The sequence below is a fragment of the Streptomyces sp. SCPE 10 genome, from assembly GCF_051980735.1.
Taxonomy (GTDB): Bacteria; Actinomycetota; Actinomycetes; order Streptomycetales; family Streptomycetaceae; genus Streptomyces; species Streptomyces misionensis.
In genome coordinates, this window is sequence record NZ_CP197069.1 from 2,814,477 (window position 1) to 2,828,683 (window position 14,207).

General features: G+C 72.6%; 12 protein-coding genes. 6 read left to right on the plus strand and 6 right to left on the minus strand.

Annotation, left to right across the window (positions count from 1 at the left end; all coding sequences use genetic code 11):
• Window positions 1-116 precede the first annotated feature (116 nt).
• Window positions 117-2,684: an aminopeptidase N gene (pepN, locus tag ACSP97_RS13180; RefSeq protein WP_355144794.1), complete on the minus strand. Its 2,568-nt coding sequence runs from the start codon at window positions 2,682-2,684 to the stop codon at window positions 117-119.
• A gap of 112 nt (window positions 2,685-2,796) precedes the next feature.
• Here pepN and ACSP97_RS13185 point away from each other — a divergent pair, with 112 nt between their 5' ends.
• Window positions 2,797-3,267, plus strand: a complete 471-nt coding sequence (locus tag ACSP97_RS13185) for a DUF1203 domain-containing protein (RefSeq protein ID WP_440557597.1) — start codon at window positions 2,797-2,799, stop codon at window positions 3,265-3,267.
• Here ACSP97_RS13185 and ACSP97_RS13190 read toward each other — a convergent pair.
• The 5 genes from ACSP97_RS13190 to ACSP97_RS13210 form a co-directional block, all read right to left on the minus strand.
• Entirely contained in the window at window positions 3,218-4,117 is a 900-nt protein-coding gene (locus ACSP97_RS13190) for a methyltransferase domain-containing protein (RefSeq protein WP_440557599.1), read from the minus strand. The two genes, ACSP97_RS13185 and ACSP97_RS13190, sit on opposite strands and share 50 nt — an antisense overlap.
• A gap of 261 nt (window positions 4,118-4,378) precedes the next feature.
• Entirely contained in the window at window positions 4,379-4,663 is a 285-nt protein-coding gene (locus ACSP97_RS13195) for a hypothetical protein (RefSeq protein ID WP_180331052.1), read from the minus strand.
• A gap of 4 nt (window positions 4,664-4,667) precedes the next feature.
• Window positions 4,668-6,866, minus strand: a complete 2,199-nt coding sequence (gene malQ / locus ACSP97_RS13200) for a 4-alpha-glucanotransferase (protein ID WP_440557601.1) — start codon at window positions 6,864-6,866, stop codon at window positions 4,668-4,670.
• The gene (locus tag ACSP97_RS13205; protein WP_388288881.1) at window positions 6,867-7,154 is read right to left on the minus strand and encodes a hypothetical protein; all 288 of its coding nucleotides are present in this window, start codon (window positions 7,152-7,154) and stop codon (window positions 6,867-6,869) included.
• 391 nt (window positions 7,155-7,545) lie between these two features.
• Entirely contained in the window at window positions 7,546-8,082 is a 537-nt protein-coding gene (locus tag ACSP97_RS13210; RefSeq protein ID WP_070027169.1) for an HNH endonuclease, read from the minus strand.
• A gap of 324 nt (window positions 8,083-8,406) precedes the next feature.
• Between ACSP97_RS13210 and ACSP97_RS13215 the strand changes: the two genes are divergently transcribed.
• From ACSP97_RS13215 to ACSP97_RS13235, 5 genes are all read left to right on the plus strand, one after another.
• Window positions 8,407-9,510, plus strand: a complete 1,104-nt coding sequence (locus ACSP97_RS13215) for a mechanosensitive ion channel family protein (protein ID WP_358271191.1) — start codon at window positions 8,407-8,409, stop codon at window positions 9,508-9,510.
• Window positions 9,511-9,757: 247 nt separating this feature from the next.
• Window positions 9,758-10,969 (plus strand): ROK family transcriptional regulator, encoded by a 1,212-nt coding sequence (locus tag ACSP97_RS13220; RefSeq protein WP_355144805.1) that lies wholly within the window; start codon window positions 9,758-9,760, stop codon window positions 10,967-10,969.
• Between the two features lie 47 nt (window positions 10,970-11,016).
• The gene (locus ACSP97_RS13225; RefSeq protein ID WP_440557605.1) at window positions 11,017-12,360 is read left to right on the plus strand and encodes an ABC transporter substrate-binding protein; all 1,344 of its coding nucleotides are present in this window, start codon (window positions 11,017-11,019) and stop codon (window positions 12,358-12,360) included.
• Window positions 12,361-12,363: 3 nt separating this feature from the next.
• Window positions 12,364-13,305: a carbohydrate ABC transporter permease gene (locus tag ACSP97_RS13230; RefSeq protein WP_355144809.1), complete on the plus strand. Its 942-nt coding sequence runs from the start codon at window positions 12,364-12,366 to the stop codon at window positions 13,303-13,305.
• A gap of 2 nt (window positions 13,306-13,307) precedes the next feature.
• On the plus strand, window positions 13,308-14,201 hold the full coding sequence (locus ACSP97_RS13235; RefSeq protein WP_440557607.1) for a carbohydrate ABC transporter permease: 894 nt from the start codon (window positions 13,308-13,310) through the stop codon (window positions 14,199-14,201).
• The last annotated feature ends 6 nt before the right edge of the window (window positions 14,202-14,207 follow it).

The window sequence follows — 14,207 nt, forward strand, 5'->3', positions numbered from 1 at the left end:
CCCGCCGGGGCGGCCACGGACGCGTGGCCGCCCTTTTCCGTCCCCCGGCGCCTTCCCGCCGGACACACAGAAGGGGCGCCCGGCGATCCGCCGGGCGCCCCTTCGGGTACCGCGTGCTACTTGGCCGCGTCCGCGGCCTGTGCCTTCAGGGCGCGCTCGATGCCCGCGCGGGACTCGGAGACCAGGCGGCGCAGGGCCGCGCTCGGCTCGGCCGCCGTCAGCCAGGCGTCCGTCCGGTCCAGGGTCTCCTGGGAGACCTGGAGCGACGGGTAGAGCCCGATGGCGATCTGCTGGGCGATCTCGTGCGAACGGGAGTCCCAGGCGTCCTTGACAATCTCGAAGTACCGCTCGGCGTACGGCGCCAGCAGCTCACGCTGGTCGGTCTGGACGAAGCCGCCGATCACGGCCTCCTGCACCGCGTTGGGCAGCTTGTCGGAGTCGACCACCGAGGACCATGCCTCCGCCTTCGCCTCCTCGGTCGGCCGGGCCGCGCGCGCGGTGGCCGCGTGCCGCTCACCGGCGGCGGTCTTGTCCCGCTCGTACTCGGCGGCGATCTCCGCCTCGTCGAACCGGCCCACCGCGGCCAGCCGCTCCACGAACGCCCAGCGCAGCTCGGTGTCCACGGCCAGGCCCTCGATGCTCTGCGAGCCGTCCAGCAGGGCCTCCAGCAGGTCCAGCTGCTCCGGGGTGCGCGCGGTCGCCGCGAACGCCCGCGCCCAGGCCAGCTGGTGGTCGCTGCCCGCCTCGGCCGCGCGCAGGTGCGCGAGGGTGGCGTCGGTCCAGCGGGTGAGCAGGGGCTCGCGGGCGGCCGGGTCGGCGTACAGGTCGATGGCCAGCTTCACCTGGCGGTGCAGCGACTGCACCACGCCGATGTCGGACTCCTTGCCGATGCCGGACAGCACCAGCGAGAGGTAGTCGCGGGTGGCCAGCTCGGCGTCCCGCGTCATGTCCCAGGCGGAGGCCCAGCACAGGGCGCGCGGCAGGGACTCGGTGAAGTCGCCGAGGTGCTCGGTGACGACCGCGAGGGACTGCTCGTCCAGGCGGACCTTGGCGTACGACAGGTCGTCGTCGTTGAGCAGGATCACGGCAGGGCGGCGCTTGCCGGTCAGCTGCGGTACGGCGGTCAGCTCGCCGTCGACGTCCAGCTCCACGCGGTCGGTGCGCACCAGCTTGCCGTCGGCGTCGAGGTCGTACAGGCCGATGGCGATGCGGTGCGGGCGCAGCACCGGCTCGCCCTTGGCGCCCGCGGGCAGCGCGGGGGCCTCCTGGCGGACGGCGAAGGAGGTGACGACACCCTCGGCGTCGGTGGCGATCTCCGGCCGCAGGATGTTGATGCCGGCCGTCTCCAGCCACTTCTTCGACCAGGTCTTCAGATCGCGGCCGGAGGTCTCCTCCAGGGCGCCCAGCAGGTCGGACAGGCGCGTGTTGCCGAACGCGTGCCGCTTGAAGTACGCCTGCACGCCCTTGAAGAACTCGTCCTCGCCGACGTACGCCACCAGCTGCTTGAGGACGGAGGCGCCCTTGGCGTAGGTGATGCCGTCGAAGTTGACGAGGACATCGTCCAGGTCGCGGATGTCCGCCATGATCGGGTGCGTGGAGGGCAGCTGGTCCTGCCGGTACGCCCAGGTCTTCATGGAGTTGGCGAACGTGGTCCACGAGTGCGGCCAGCGCGAGCCGGGCGCCGCCGCCTGGCAGGCGATGGAGGTGAAGGTGGCGAACGACTCGTTCAGCCACAGGTCGTTCCACCACTCCATGGTGACCAGGTCGCCGAACCACATGTGGGCCAGCTCGTGCAGGATCGTCTCCGCGCGCACCTCGTACGCCGCGTCGGTCACCTTGGACCGGAAGACGTACTGGTCGCGGATGGTGACCGCGCCCGCGTTCTCCATGGCGCCCGCGTTGAACTCGGGCACGAAGAGCTGGTCGTACTTCTCGAACGGGTACGCGAGGTCGAACTTCTCCTGGAACCAGTCGAAGCCCTGCCGGGTGACCTCGAAGATGGCGTCCGCGTCCAGGAACTCGGCGAGCGAGGGACGGCAGTAGATGCCGAGCGGCACCCGCTGCCCGTCCTTCTCGTAGACGCTGTGCACGGCGTGGTACGGGCCGGCGATCAGCGCGGTGATGTACGTCGAGATGCGCGGGGTCGGCGCGAACGTCCAGACGTCGTCCTGCGGCTCGGGGGTCGGCGAGTTCGAGATCACCGTCCAGCCCGCGGGCGCCTTCACGGTGAACTGGAAGGTGGCCTTGAGGTCCGGCTGCTCGAAGGAGGCGAAGACCCGGCGGGCGTCCGGCACCTCGAACTGGGTGTACAGGTACGCCTGCTCGTCCACCGGGTCGACGAAGCGGTGCAGGCCCTCGCCGGTGTTGGTGTAGGCGCAGTCGGCGACGACCCGCAGGACGTTGCGGCCCTCCAGCAGGCCGGGCAGCGCGATCCGCGAGTCCGCGAAGACCTCGGCGGGCTCCAGCCGGTCGCCGTTGAGCACGACCTCGTGGACGGCCGGGGCCACCAGGTCGATGAACGACTCCGTCCCGCCGCGGGCGACGTCGAAGCGCACCGTGGTCACGGACCGGTAGGTACCGCCCTCCTGCGCGCCGGAGAGGTCGAGATCGATCTCGTACGAGTCAACGGTGAGCAGCTCGGCCCGCTGCTGCGCCTCTTCGCGAGTCAGGTTTGTGCCAGGCACGCGGTCATCTCCTCGTTATGTGTGGGTTGCGCCATCCTTCCATGCCACCTGGCGGGAACGCGATGTCCGCATCCCGCCGGTGACGCGGGCGCCGTCGGCGGAGGGTGGACTCATGACGACCTACACCGTGTGCCCCGTACCCGCCGACACCCTGCGCGCCCTGCGGACGGTGGACGACGCGGGCCGTCCCGCCGCCCCGTTCACCGACGAGGAGGGCGGCGCCCCGCTGCGCTGCTGTCTGCGCCGCAGCGCGCCGGGCGAGCGCATCGCCCTGGTCTCGTACGCGCCGTTGCGCCGCTGGGCGGCCGCGACCGGCGCCCGTCCCGGCGCCTACGACGAGCAGGGCCCGGTCTTCGTCCACGCCGAGGAGTGCCCCGGCTGGGCGGGCCAGGCCCTCCCCCTCGACAACTCCCACCGCGTCCTGCGCCGTTACTCCGCCGAGGGCCGCATCCTCGGCGGCCGGTTGGTCGCGGCCGGCTTCCACGCCGCCCTCACGGCCGCCTTCGAGGACCCGGAGGTGGAGTTGGTGCACGTCAGGGCGGTGGAGTACGGGTGCTTCCTGTACGAGGTGCGGCGGGGCTGACCGGTGCCGGGCGGCGCCGGTAGACGGTCGCGAGGACGGAGACGGTGACGGGTCCGGCCCCGGGCCCGGCACCGGCCGCGTCCAGGTGGCGGGCGCTCGGCGTCATCCCGACCAGGTCGGCGGCCCGCTCCGTGTCGAGGGACAGCCGGTACTCGACCCGTTCGGTGCGGGCGGCCTCGAAGTAGGGGTCCAGCGCCCGGTGCAGCCGCCGCTCCTTGTCCGGGTCGACCGCGACCGCCCTGGGCAGCCGGCGGCGCAGCTCGGCCAGATGCCGCGCGGTGGGCCGTACGACGACCAGCCGGCCGCCCGGGCGCAGCACCCGGTGGAACTCCTCCGGGTTGCGCGGGGCGAACACGTCCAGCACCACGTCCGCCGCCCGGTCGGCGAGCGGGAGGGGGCGGAAGAGGTCCCAGCTCACCGCGGCGGCCCGGTCGTGCGCCCGGGCGGCCGAACGCAGGGCGCGCGCCGAGGAGTCGAGGCCCAGTCCGTGGGCGCCGGGCAGCCGGTCGAGGACTCCGGCGAGGTAGTACCCGGTGCCGCAGCCGGCGTCCAGGACCCTGCCCGGCCCGGCCGGCCGGGCGGCGGCCAGCCGGGCGACCGCGCCGCGGATCGGCTCGTACCCGCCGGCGGCCAGGAAGCGCTCCCGGGCGCGGACCATGGGTGCGTCGTCGCCGCTGGTGGCGCGGGCCCCGGTGAGGAGGCCGACGTAGCCGTGGCGGGCGATGTCGAAGGCGTGCCCGGCCGGACAGCGCAGGGCGCCGCGGTCGGGATCCAGGCGGGGCGCGCCGCACGCGGGGCAGCGCAGCAGGGGGAGGAACGGTATGAGGGCAGGGGGATACGACGGGGGCATGAGCAGGCACTCCTGGCACGGTCCGAAAGGAAGGGGAAGGTGCCCGGGGTCCAGGCCGACGGGCACGCCGAGGAGGGCGATGCCGTCCGGCAACGCCCTCGCCGCCCTCCGATCAGAGGAAGCAGCAGTGCGGAGTGCTCATGAACGCCATGCCGGAGAGTCTAGAGGTGCAAAACGCCGAGGGCGCCGACCTTCCCCGCGGTACCGCTTGCGCGCGTACCGGCGGGAGGACAGGCGCCCCCGGAGAAGAGAACCGGACGGTCAGGCCTTGTTGGCCTGCGCGTCGGACTTGACGGTGATGTTGGACGAGGTGGTCTTCCCCTTCGCGCGGGACTTGTCCAGCACCATCACCAGACCGGCGATGACCCCGAACAGGGCGAGCGGGATCAGCACGTACAGGCCCAGCGTCTGGATGACGCTCAGGCCCGGGCCGGGGTCGTCGCCGTCGTCGCGGGTCAGCGCGAGCGCGGGGGACGACATGAGCAGCATCATCAGCGTCGTACCGGCGGCCAGGGCGCCGGCGCGCAGGGCGTTCTTCTTGTCCACGATCTCAAGTTAGCGAATCACCCGGAAGGCCGCGCGCCCGGGGTCCCGTAGCAGCCGCTCCCCCGCCCCTGAGCTGCCCGAACACCTCCAGCAGCGCGCGCAGCCGCGGCGCGGCCGTCAGTTCCTCCAGCGGCACCGGCCGGCCCGTGCGGTCCGCGATCGGCAGCCGCCAGTTGGGGTACTCCGCGCTGGTGCCCGGCAGGTTCTGCGGGCGGCGGTCGCCCACCCCGTCCGGGAGCCAGAGGCCGACCAGCCGGGCCGGGGTGCGCAGCAGGAAGCGGTGGACGGCGCGGATCTCCGCCTCCTCGTCGGTGCCGGGTGGCCCGGCCGCCGTGCTGTCCAGCAGGCCGAGGCTGCCCAGCAGGGCGAGCCATTCGGCGGCGTCCGCGGCGGCCTCGGCGCGTTCCTCGCCGGCGGGGCGGGTGAGCAGGCCGAGCCGGTCGCGCAGGTCGACGTGGTCGCCGGTGAGCCGGGCGGCGGTGGGCGGCAGGTCGTGGGTGGTGGCGGTGGCGAGGCAGTCGGCGCGCCAGTGCTCGGGAGGCAGCGGGCGGCCGTCGCCGGTCCAGTCGCGTTCGAACCAGAGCACGGAGGTGCCGAGCACCCCGCGCCGTTGCAGTGTCTCGCGGACGCCGGGCTCGACGGTGCCGAGGTCCTCGCCGATGACGACGGCCCCGGCACGCCCGGCCTCCAGGGCGAGGACGGCGAGCATGGCCTCGGCGTCGTAGTGGACGTAGGTGCCCTCGGTGGGCGGGCTGCCCTCGGGCACCCACCAGAGCCGGAACAGGCCCATGACGTGGTCGATGCGCAGGGCGCCCGCGTAGCGGAACAGGGCGCGCAGCAGGGCGCGGTAGGGGGCGTATCCGGTGGCGGCGAGGCGGTCGGGGCGCCAGGGCGGCAGGCCCCAGTCCTGACCCCGGGCGTTGAAGGCGTCCGGTGGGGCGCCGACCGACATGCCGGCGGCGAAGACGTCCTGCTGCGCCCAGGCGTCGGCGCCGGCCGGATGCACGCCCACGGCGAGGTCGTGCACGATCCCGACGGCCATCCCGGCTTCCCGGGCGACGCGCTGCGCGGCCCGCAGCTGTCCGTCGGTGAGCCAGGCCAGCCGGGTGTGGAAGGCGACGCGGTCGGCGAGGGCGGCGCGGGCGCGGGCGGTCGCCGCGGAACGCGGGTCGCGCAGTCCGTCCGGCCAGGCGCGCCAGTCGGGGCCGTGGACCTCGGCGAGGGCGTGGTAGGCGGCGTGGTCGTCGAGGGCCTGTCCGTGGGCGGCGCGGAAGGCGTCGTAGGCGGCCTGCCGGCCGGGGCCCAGGGGCACGGCGAGCACTTCTTCCAGCGCCTGCCGCTTCACCTCCCACACCGCGTCCCGGTCGATGAGGGCGCCCTTGTCGAGGACGGCGGTGCGCAGCTTTGCGGCCCGCTCCAGCAGCGCGTCGAGCCGGGTGCGGTCCGTGACGTACGCGTACTCGGGCACGTCCTCGATCCGCAGGTGCACGGGGTCGGGGAAGCGCCGGGAGGACGGCCGGTAGGGCGAGGGGTCGGTGGGCGCGCCGGGCACGGCCGAGTGCAACGGGTTGACCTGCACGAACCCGGCTCCGGCGGTCCGCCCGGCCCAGCCCGCCAGCTCCGCGAGGTCGCCGAGGTCGCCCATCCCCCAGGAGCGCCGCGACAGCAGCGAGTACAGCTGGACGAGCAGCCCGTGGGAGCGGCCGGGCGGGGCCGGCAGCCGGTCGGGGGCGACGACGAGGTGGGCGCGGGCGGTGCGGCCGTCGGGGGCGAGGGCGGTCAGCCGGTGGACGCCCAGGGGCAGTCCGGCGACGAGGGCGGCGGCGGACGAGGGGGCGGCGTCCTCTCGCGCCCCGGCGTCGCCGTACGACTCCCAGCCGGTCCCCTCCGTGCCCTCCTCCGTCTCCACCCGCAGCCGGGTGCCGGGGGGCAGGTCGGCGAGGGCGGCGGGCCCGCGCGGGTCGCCCGCCCAGTGCACGACGGTCGGCGGCAGCAGCCGCTCCCGCAGCTCGCGCTCCCGGCCGGCGAGCGCGGCGCGGACCGCGTCCGGGCTGCCCGCGTCGACGCCGAGGGCGGCCAGGGCGGCGACCACGGCGGAGGTGGGGACGGTGACCGTGCGGTCGGGGGCGGGGCGGTAGGAGACGGTGACCCCGTGCAGCTCGGCGAGCCGGGACAGTTCCGCGTCCGCGGGCGCCCCGGTCATCTACGCCCCCGCCGCGTACGGGTCCGGCTCGCTGGTCAGGGAGCCGGTGTCGGCGAGTGGCGGTTCGCTGGTCAGGGGCTCGGCGTCGGGCAGCGGTGGTTCGCTGGTCAGCGGCGCGGTGGTGGCGGCGGCCTCCGCGTTGAACGCGTACAGCCTGATCTCGCCGGTCTCGCTCGACTCCATCGACTCGATGGTCTCGGCGGACGTCTCCACCAACGGTTTTCGCTCACCTGTACCCCGGCCGTGTTTCCACTGGGCCGGGATCGGGGTTCGGGCCGGTGCGGCCACGGGGGCCTCCTTGTCCTGTACGGCGACCTGGGGCCCGGACCGCGGATCGGGCGGGCCGGGCCTTCGGGGGTTATCGCAGCCCTACCCCGTGAACGCGGTCGCACTCACTATTCACTCCGTACACGCCCATCCCGGCCGGTGGCGGTCCGGCCGCCCGTCTGCGCGCCCGGCAGGCCGCGCCCGAGGCGCGGATGCCGGAGCTGACGGCGGTGAGGACGGATCCGGGCGCCGATCCGGCGACCGGGCTCCCGGCGGAGTGCGCCCTGAGCCGGCGGCGCCGCGGTAGGCCTGACGCGCGCGTGACCGGTGCGCGGGCACGGCCGTGCGGTCCCGGGGGCGCGGGGGGCTCCCGGGGCCGTACGGCCGTCGGAATGCGCGAAGGCCCGGATCGTCAGGCTGAGATGCCGTCGATCCGGGCCATGGCGTCGTCCGCGCCGTACGGCTGGAGATAGGGCAGCCAGCGGGGGTCCCGGTGGCCGGTGCCGATGATGCGCCAGGCCAGACCGGTGGGCGGAGCCGGTTTGTGGCGCAGGCGCCAGCCGAGTTCGACGAGGTGGCGGTCGGCCTTCACGTGGTTGCAGCGGCGGCAGGAGGCCACCACGTTGTCCCAGACGTGCTTGCCCCCGCGACTGCGCGGGATGACGTGGTCGACGCTGGTTGCGACGCCACCGCAGTACATGCACCGGCCCCCGTCCCGCGCGAAGAGCGCACGACGGGTCAGAGGTACGGGCCCCCGATAGGGAACCCGGACGAATCGCTTGAGCCGGACCACGCTGGGTGCGGGGACTGTGACGGTTGCGCTGTGCATATAGGCGCCGGATTCCTCGAGGGAGACGGCCTTGTTCTCCAGGACGAGGACGAGCGCGCGGCGGAGCGGTACGACGCCGAGCGGCTCGTACGACGCGTTGAGGACCAGGACATGCGGCACGGGTGCCTCCTTGGGCGTCGGCGGCGCGTGGCTCGCGCCGGGACGATCTGCAGCCAGTCTCCCCTCATGCCTGGTGGCGGCGCCACCATGTCCCGGTAACGGGCTGGGAGTGTTTTCGACCACAGGTGATTCATCCCCCGTTTCACCGCCTGTTCAAGCCAGGGTGAGCCGTGTCTCTCCTGCGCCCCTCCTTGGCGGATCCGCCAGGGGCACACACAATGCCCCGTTAGTGTGGTGGTCCTGTCCGACCGGTGGTCCTTTCGTGATCTCGCAGCCCTTGACCGCCCCGCCGGTGCGGACACGCAGCACCTGGAGGTACCTGCCGTGTCGTCCTTGCCCGTGGTCCTGACGGCCGCCGGTGCGTCACCGTCCCCGTCGCCGTCCGGTACGGCGCCGGCCGTGCCGACGCTCCAGGACGCCCAGGACAGCGCGACGAACGCGGCGAGCTGGGTCGAGGAGAACTGGTCGACCTGGCTCGCGATGGGTCTGCAGATCCTGCTGATCATCGTGGTGGCGGTGGCGCTGCGCGCGCTGGTGCGGCGGGCGATCACCAAGCTGATCGAGCGGATGGCGCGCACCGCGCAGGCCGTGGACGGCACCGCGCTGGGCGGTCTGCTGGTCAACGCCGAGCGGCGGCGGCAGCGTTCCGCGGCGATCGGGTCCGTGCTGCGCTCGGTGGCGAGCTTCCTGATCCTGGGCACGGCGGCGCTGATGGTGCTGTCCACCTTCAAGATCAACCTGGCGCCGCTGCTGGCGTCGGCCGGTGTGGCCGGTGTGGCGATCGGTTTCGGCGCGCGCAACCTCGTCACGGACTTCCTCTCCGGCGTGTTCATGATCCTGGAGGACCAGTACGGCGTCGGTGACGTGATCGACGCGGGCGTGGCCACCGGCGAGGTGATCGAGGTGGGGCTGCGCGTCACCAAGCTGCGCGGCTCCGACGGCGAGATCTGGTACGTCCGCAACGGCGAGGTCAAGCGGATCGGCAACCTCTCCCAGGGCTGGGCGACGGCCGGCGTCGACGTGACCGTGCGGGCGGGCGAGGACCTGGACCGGGTCAAGGCGACGCTGGACGAGGTCGCCGAGAAGATGAGCAAGGAAGAGCCCTGGAACGAGCTGCTGTGGGGCCCGATCGAGGTCCTCGGCCTGGACTCGGTCCTCATCGACTCCATGGTGGTGCGGCTGTCGGCCAAGACCATGCCGGGCAAGTCGGTCACGGTCGAACGCGAGCTGCGCTGGCGGGTCAAGCGCGCCTTCGACGCGGCGAGCATCCGGATCGTCGGCGGCGCGACGGCCGTCGAGGACGTCGAGGACGCCCCGGACCCCACCGCCGCGGTGGCCGCCCCCTCCGCCTTCTCCAACACCGACTCGCCGCAGTCCGCGGCGGCCACCCCGATCACCACCCAGCGGACGGCTCCGCCGCGGAAGTAGGGGAACGGTTCAGCACGCTCGTTCGAGAGACACCAAAGTCGACCTCGGCGACCCCCTCCCGCTGCCCGCGCCGTACCCGGCCCTCGACACCAGCCCCTTCCTCGTCGCCGGCTGACACACCCGGCACGCCCCCGAGGTAACGACTCTGTTGCCTCACGGCTCCCGCGTATTGACGCCTCCTCCGCGCCGGGCTTACGTTCGGCCGAAATAGGAAACTTTCCTAACAGTGAGGCAGGTGTCGACCCCCATGGCAGGAACCGCCGGTACGCCGGGCACCCCGCGCGTGCTGCGCGCCATGAACGACCGGGCCGCACTCGATCTGCTGCTGGAGCACGGGCCGCTGTCCCGGACCCGGATCGGGAACCTCACGGGACTGTCCAAGCCCACCGCCTCCCAGCTGCTGGCCCGGCTGGAGGCGGCCGGGCTGGTGCGGGTGACCGGCACCAGTGCCGGCCGGCCGGGGCCCAGCGCCCAGCTGTACGCGGTGAACCCGCGCGCCGCCCACGCCGCCGGGCTCGACGTCGCCCCGGACCGCATCCGCGCCGCCGTCGCCGACATCACCGGCCGCACGGTCGGCGAGTACGAGCTGCCCACCCCCGGCCGGCGCCCCGCGCAGCCCGTCGTACGGCAGGTCACCGACGCCCTCGACGGCGCCGTGAAGGCGGCCGGCCTCGCACGCGCCGAGGTGCACCGGCTGGTCATCGGGACACCTGGCGCGTTCGACCCGAACACCGGGCGGCTGCGGTACGCCTCGCACCTGCCCGGCTGGCACTCCCCCACGCTGCTCGACGAACTGGCCGCCGCGCTGCCGATGCCGGTCGAGTACGAGAACGACGTCAACCTCGTCGCCCTCGCCGAACAGCGGCTCGGCGCCGCCCGCGGCCACGGGGACTTCGTGCTGCTGTGGAACGAGGAGGGCCTGGGCGCCGCCCTGGTCCTCGGCGGCCGGCTGCACCGCGGCTGGACCGGCGGCGCCGGCGAGGTCGGTTTCCTGCCGGTGCCGGGCGCGCCCCTGGTGCGCCAGGTGACCCGGGCCAACAGCGGCGGTTACCAGGAGCTGGCCGGCGCCCAGGAGGTGCCGAAGCTGGCCCGTGCGCTCGGTGTCCCGGACGTGCCGTCGGGGCCGTACACCGAGGTCGCCGCGGAGCTGCTGGCGCGCGCCGCCGATCACGCGGGCGGGCCGCACCGGGCGTTGCTGGAGGCCTACGCGACCCGGCTGGCCACCGGTCTCGCCTCACTGGTCTCCGTCCTCGACCCCGAGCTGGTGGTGCTCAGCGGCTCCGCCCTGACCGCCGGCGGCGAGGTGCTGCGCGCCCTCGTCCAGGCCGAGCTGGCGGAGCTGGCCGCGGCCCGCCCCCGGCTCGTCCTCGGTGACATCCGTGAACACCCGGTGCTGCGCGGTGCGTTGGAGGCCGCGCTCGCCGCCACCCGCGACGAGGTGTTCGACACCTCGCGCTAGAGCACCGCGTCCTCCCCCTTCCCTACCGCCCCCCGGGAGACCTCGCCATGCCCCCAGCGACGCGCAGCGCCGGCAAAGCAGCCGCGCTCGCCCTGACCGTCTCCGTCGTGCTGCTCGGCGCCGCGTGCACCGGGCAGTCCGGCGCGGGCGCCACGGACGACCCCACCAAGGACACGACGATCACCTTCTGGCACGCCTGGAGCGCGCCGAACGAGGTGCGGGCCGTCGGGTCCCTGGTCGCCGGCTTCGAGAAGGCGCACCCCAACATCCATGTGCGCGTCGTCGGCAACATGACCGACGACAAGATCAACCAGGCGCTGCGCGCCGGCGGCGACCAGGCCCCCGACGTGGTCTCCTCGTTCACCACCAACAACGTGGGCAAGTTCTGTTCCTCGGGCGCGCTCGTCGATCTGGACCCCTTCCTGAAGAAGGACGGCATCGACCCGGCCACGACCTTCCCCAAGGCGATGAACGAGTACACCCGATTCGACGGGAACCGGTGCACCGTGCCGCTGCTCGGCGACGCGTACGGGCTGTACTACAACAAGACGGCGTTCCGGAAGGCCGGCATAGCCCGGCCGCCCAGGACCTGGAGCGAGTTCGAGACCGACGCCGAGAAGCTGACGATTCCGGCCGGGGACTCGTACAAGCAGCTCGGTTTCATGCCGGACTACCACGGCTGGGAGACCACCAGCGAGCACTATCTCGCGCAGTTCTCCCCGACGTACTTCGACTCGAAGGGGAAGTCGCGGGTGGCCGCCGACCCCGCCTTCCGGGAGGGGTTCGCGTTGCAGAAGCGGCTCGTGGACGAACTCGGCGGATTCCGAAAGCTGGAGCGGTTCCGGTCCACCCTCGGCGACGAGTGGGGTCCCAAGCACCCCTTCCACACCGGCCAGGTGGCCATGCAGCTGGACGGCGAGTGGCGGCTCGGCATGGCCGAGGCGGCCAAGCCGGACTTCGAGATCGGCGTCGCCCCGCTGCCCGTACCGGACGGCCAGGAGGACCAGTACGGCAAGGGGTACATCACCGGCACCGTCACGGGCATCGCCGCCACCAGCCACCGGCAGAACGCGGCCTGGGAGTTCGTCAAGTACATCACCACGGACACGGACGCCGTGGTCGGCTTCGCCAACGACATCCACAACGTGCCCTCCACCCTCGCCGCCCTCAAGTCGCCGAAGCTGACGTACGAACCGCGCTTCAAGACCTTCCTGGACATCGCCGCGAACCCGCACTCCACCACCACCCCGCCGTCCGTCAACGGCGGCCAGTACCTGGTGACCATCCAGCAGCTGGGGTACGACTACGAGAGCGGCAGGGTCCGGGATCTGCGCGCCGGGCTGAAGAAGGCGGCCGCGCAGATCGACACCGACATCGCGCAGGCGGAGTAGCCGATGACCGCGGTCACCCTCGCCGCCAAGCGCCGCCGCGCGGCGCTGCGCACGCTCGGCTTCCTGTCGCCCTGGCTGATCGGTTTCGCGCTGTTCTTCGCGTACCCGCTGGTCTCGACGCTCTACTTCTCCTTCATGCACTACGACGGCTTCCGGCCGCCGGTCTGGAGCGGCGGGAAGAACTGGGTCTACGTCTTCACCCACTACCCGCTGTTCTGGCCCGCCCTGCGCAACACCCTGTGGCTGGTCGTGGTGATGGTGAGTCTGCGCGTGCTGTTCGGGCTGGGCATCGGGCTGCTGATCACGAAGATCAAGACGGGGGCCGGGATCTTCCGCACCCTGTTCTACCTGCCCTACCTCGCCCCGCCGGTCGCGGCCACCATGGCCTTCGCCTTCCTCCTCAACCCCGGTACCGGACCGGTCAATTCGATCCTGGGGAAGATCGGGGTACCGGCCCCGGGCTGGTTCGGCGACCCCACGTGGTCCAAGCCGGCGCTGACCCTGCTGGCGCTGTGGGGCATCGGCGACCTCATGGTGATCTTCATGGCCGCGCTGCTCGACGTGCCGGCCGAGCAGTACGAGGCGGCCGAGCTGGACGGCGCCTCCGCGTGGCAGCGCTTCCGGTACGTCACCCTGCCGAACATCTCCCCCATCGTGATGTTCGCCGTGGTCACCGGGGTCATCCAGACCATGCAGTACTACACGCAGCCGCTGATCGCGGGGAAGGTCGCCTCCGGGGTGATCCAGGGCGCCGGCACCCAGTTCGAGCCCGGCTACCCGGACAAGTCCACGCTCACCCTGCCCCAGCTCGTCTACAACCTCGGTTTCCAGCGCTTCGACTACGGCTCCGCGTGTGTCGTCGCCCTTGTCCTCTTCGCCCTGTCGATGGCGTTCACCGCACTCCTGATGCGGCGCCGGGGCGGTCTGATCCAGGCAGGTGACTGACGATGACCCACGTACTCGACCAGTCGGTACGGCCCAAGGCGGGCGCGGCACCCGGCGACCGCACCGCGCGCCGCCGCGCCCTGCTCAGGTGGATCGCCGTGCACTCCCTCGGCGTCGCCGCCGCCCTCTTCTTCGTGCTGCCCTTCGTCTTCCTGCTGCTGACCTCGCTGATGAGCGACAGCCAGGCGCTGAGCCGGGACCTGGTCCCGCACACCTGGGAGTGGGGCAACTACCGCAAGGTCCTGGACACCCCGGGCTTTCTCACCTGGTGGAAGAACACCCTGGTCTACGCCGGTCTCGGCACCGTGCTCACCGTGGTGTCCTCGATCCCGGTCGCCTACGCGCTCGCCAAGTTCCGCTTCCGGGGCCGGGGTCTGGCCCTGATGCTGGTGATCTCGATGATGATGCTGCCCCCGCAGGTCGTCGTGATCCCGATGTACCTCTTCTGGGCGAAACAGCTGGACCTGTCCGGGACGCTGTGGCCGCTGATCGTCCCGATGGCGTTCGGCGACGCGTTCTCCATCTTCCTGCTGCGCCAGTTCCTGACGACCATCCCGAACGAGTACGTCGACGCCGCCAAGGTGGACGGCTGCGGCGAACTGCGCACCCTCATCCGGGTCGTCCTGCCGATGGCGAAGCCCGGCATCGCCGCCGTGGCCCTCTTCCAGTTCTTCTACGCCTGGAACGACTACTTCGGCCCCCAGATCTACGCCTCCGAGAACCCCGGTGCCTGGACGCTCAGTTACGGCCTGGAGTCCTTCAAGGGCGCGCACCACACCGACTGGAACCTCACCATGGCCGCGACCGTGCTGGTCATGGCCCCCGTGATCCTCGTGTTCTTCTTCGCCCAGAAGGCATTCGTCGAAGGCGTCACGCTCACCGGAGTGAAGGGTTGATCTCTG

Bases quoted from the DNA above. Each gene is read 5' to 3' on its own strand.
- ACSP97_RS13185 (WP_440557597.1), top strand. From the start codon at position 2,797: ATGACGACCTACACCGTGTGCCCCGTACCCGCCGACACCCTGCGCGCC.
- ACSP97_RS13190 (WP_440557599.1), bottom strand. From the start codon at position 4,117: ATGCCCCCGTCGTATCCCCCTGCCCTCATACCGTTCCTCCCCCTGCTG.
- malQ (WP_440557601.1), bottom strand. From the start codon at position 6,866: ATGACCGGGGCGCCCGCGGACGCGGAACTGTCCCGGCTCGCCGAGCTG.
- ACSP97_RS13220 (WP_355144805.1), top strand. From the start codon at position 9,758: ATGGCAGGAACCGCCGGTACGCCGGGCACCCCGCGCGTGCTGCGCGCC.
- ACSP97_RS13225 (WP_440557605.1), top strand. From the start codon at position 11,017: ATGCCCCCAGCGACGCGCAGCGCCGGCAAAGCAGCCGCGCTCGCCCTG.
- ACSP97_RS13230 (WP_355144809.1), top strand. From the start codon at position 12,364: ATGACCGCGGTCACCCTCGCCGCCAAGCGCCGCCGCGCGGCGCTGCGC.
- ACSP97_RS13235 (WP_440557607.1), top strand. From the start codon at position 13,308: ATGACCCACGTACTCGACCAGTCGGTACGGCCCAAGGCGGGCGCGGCA.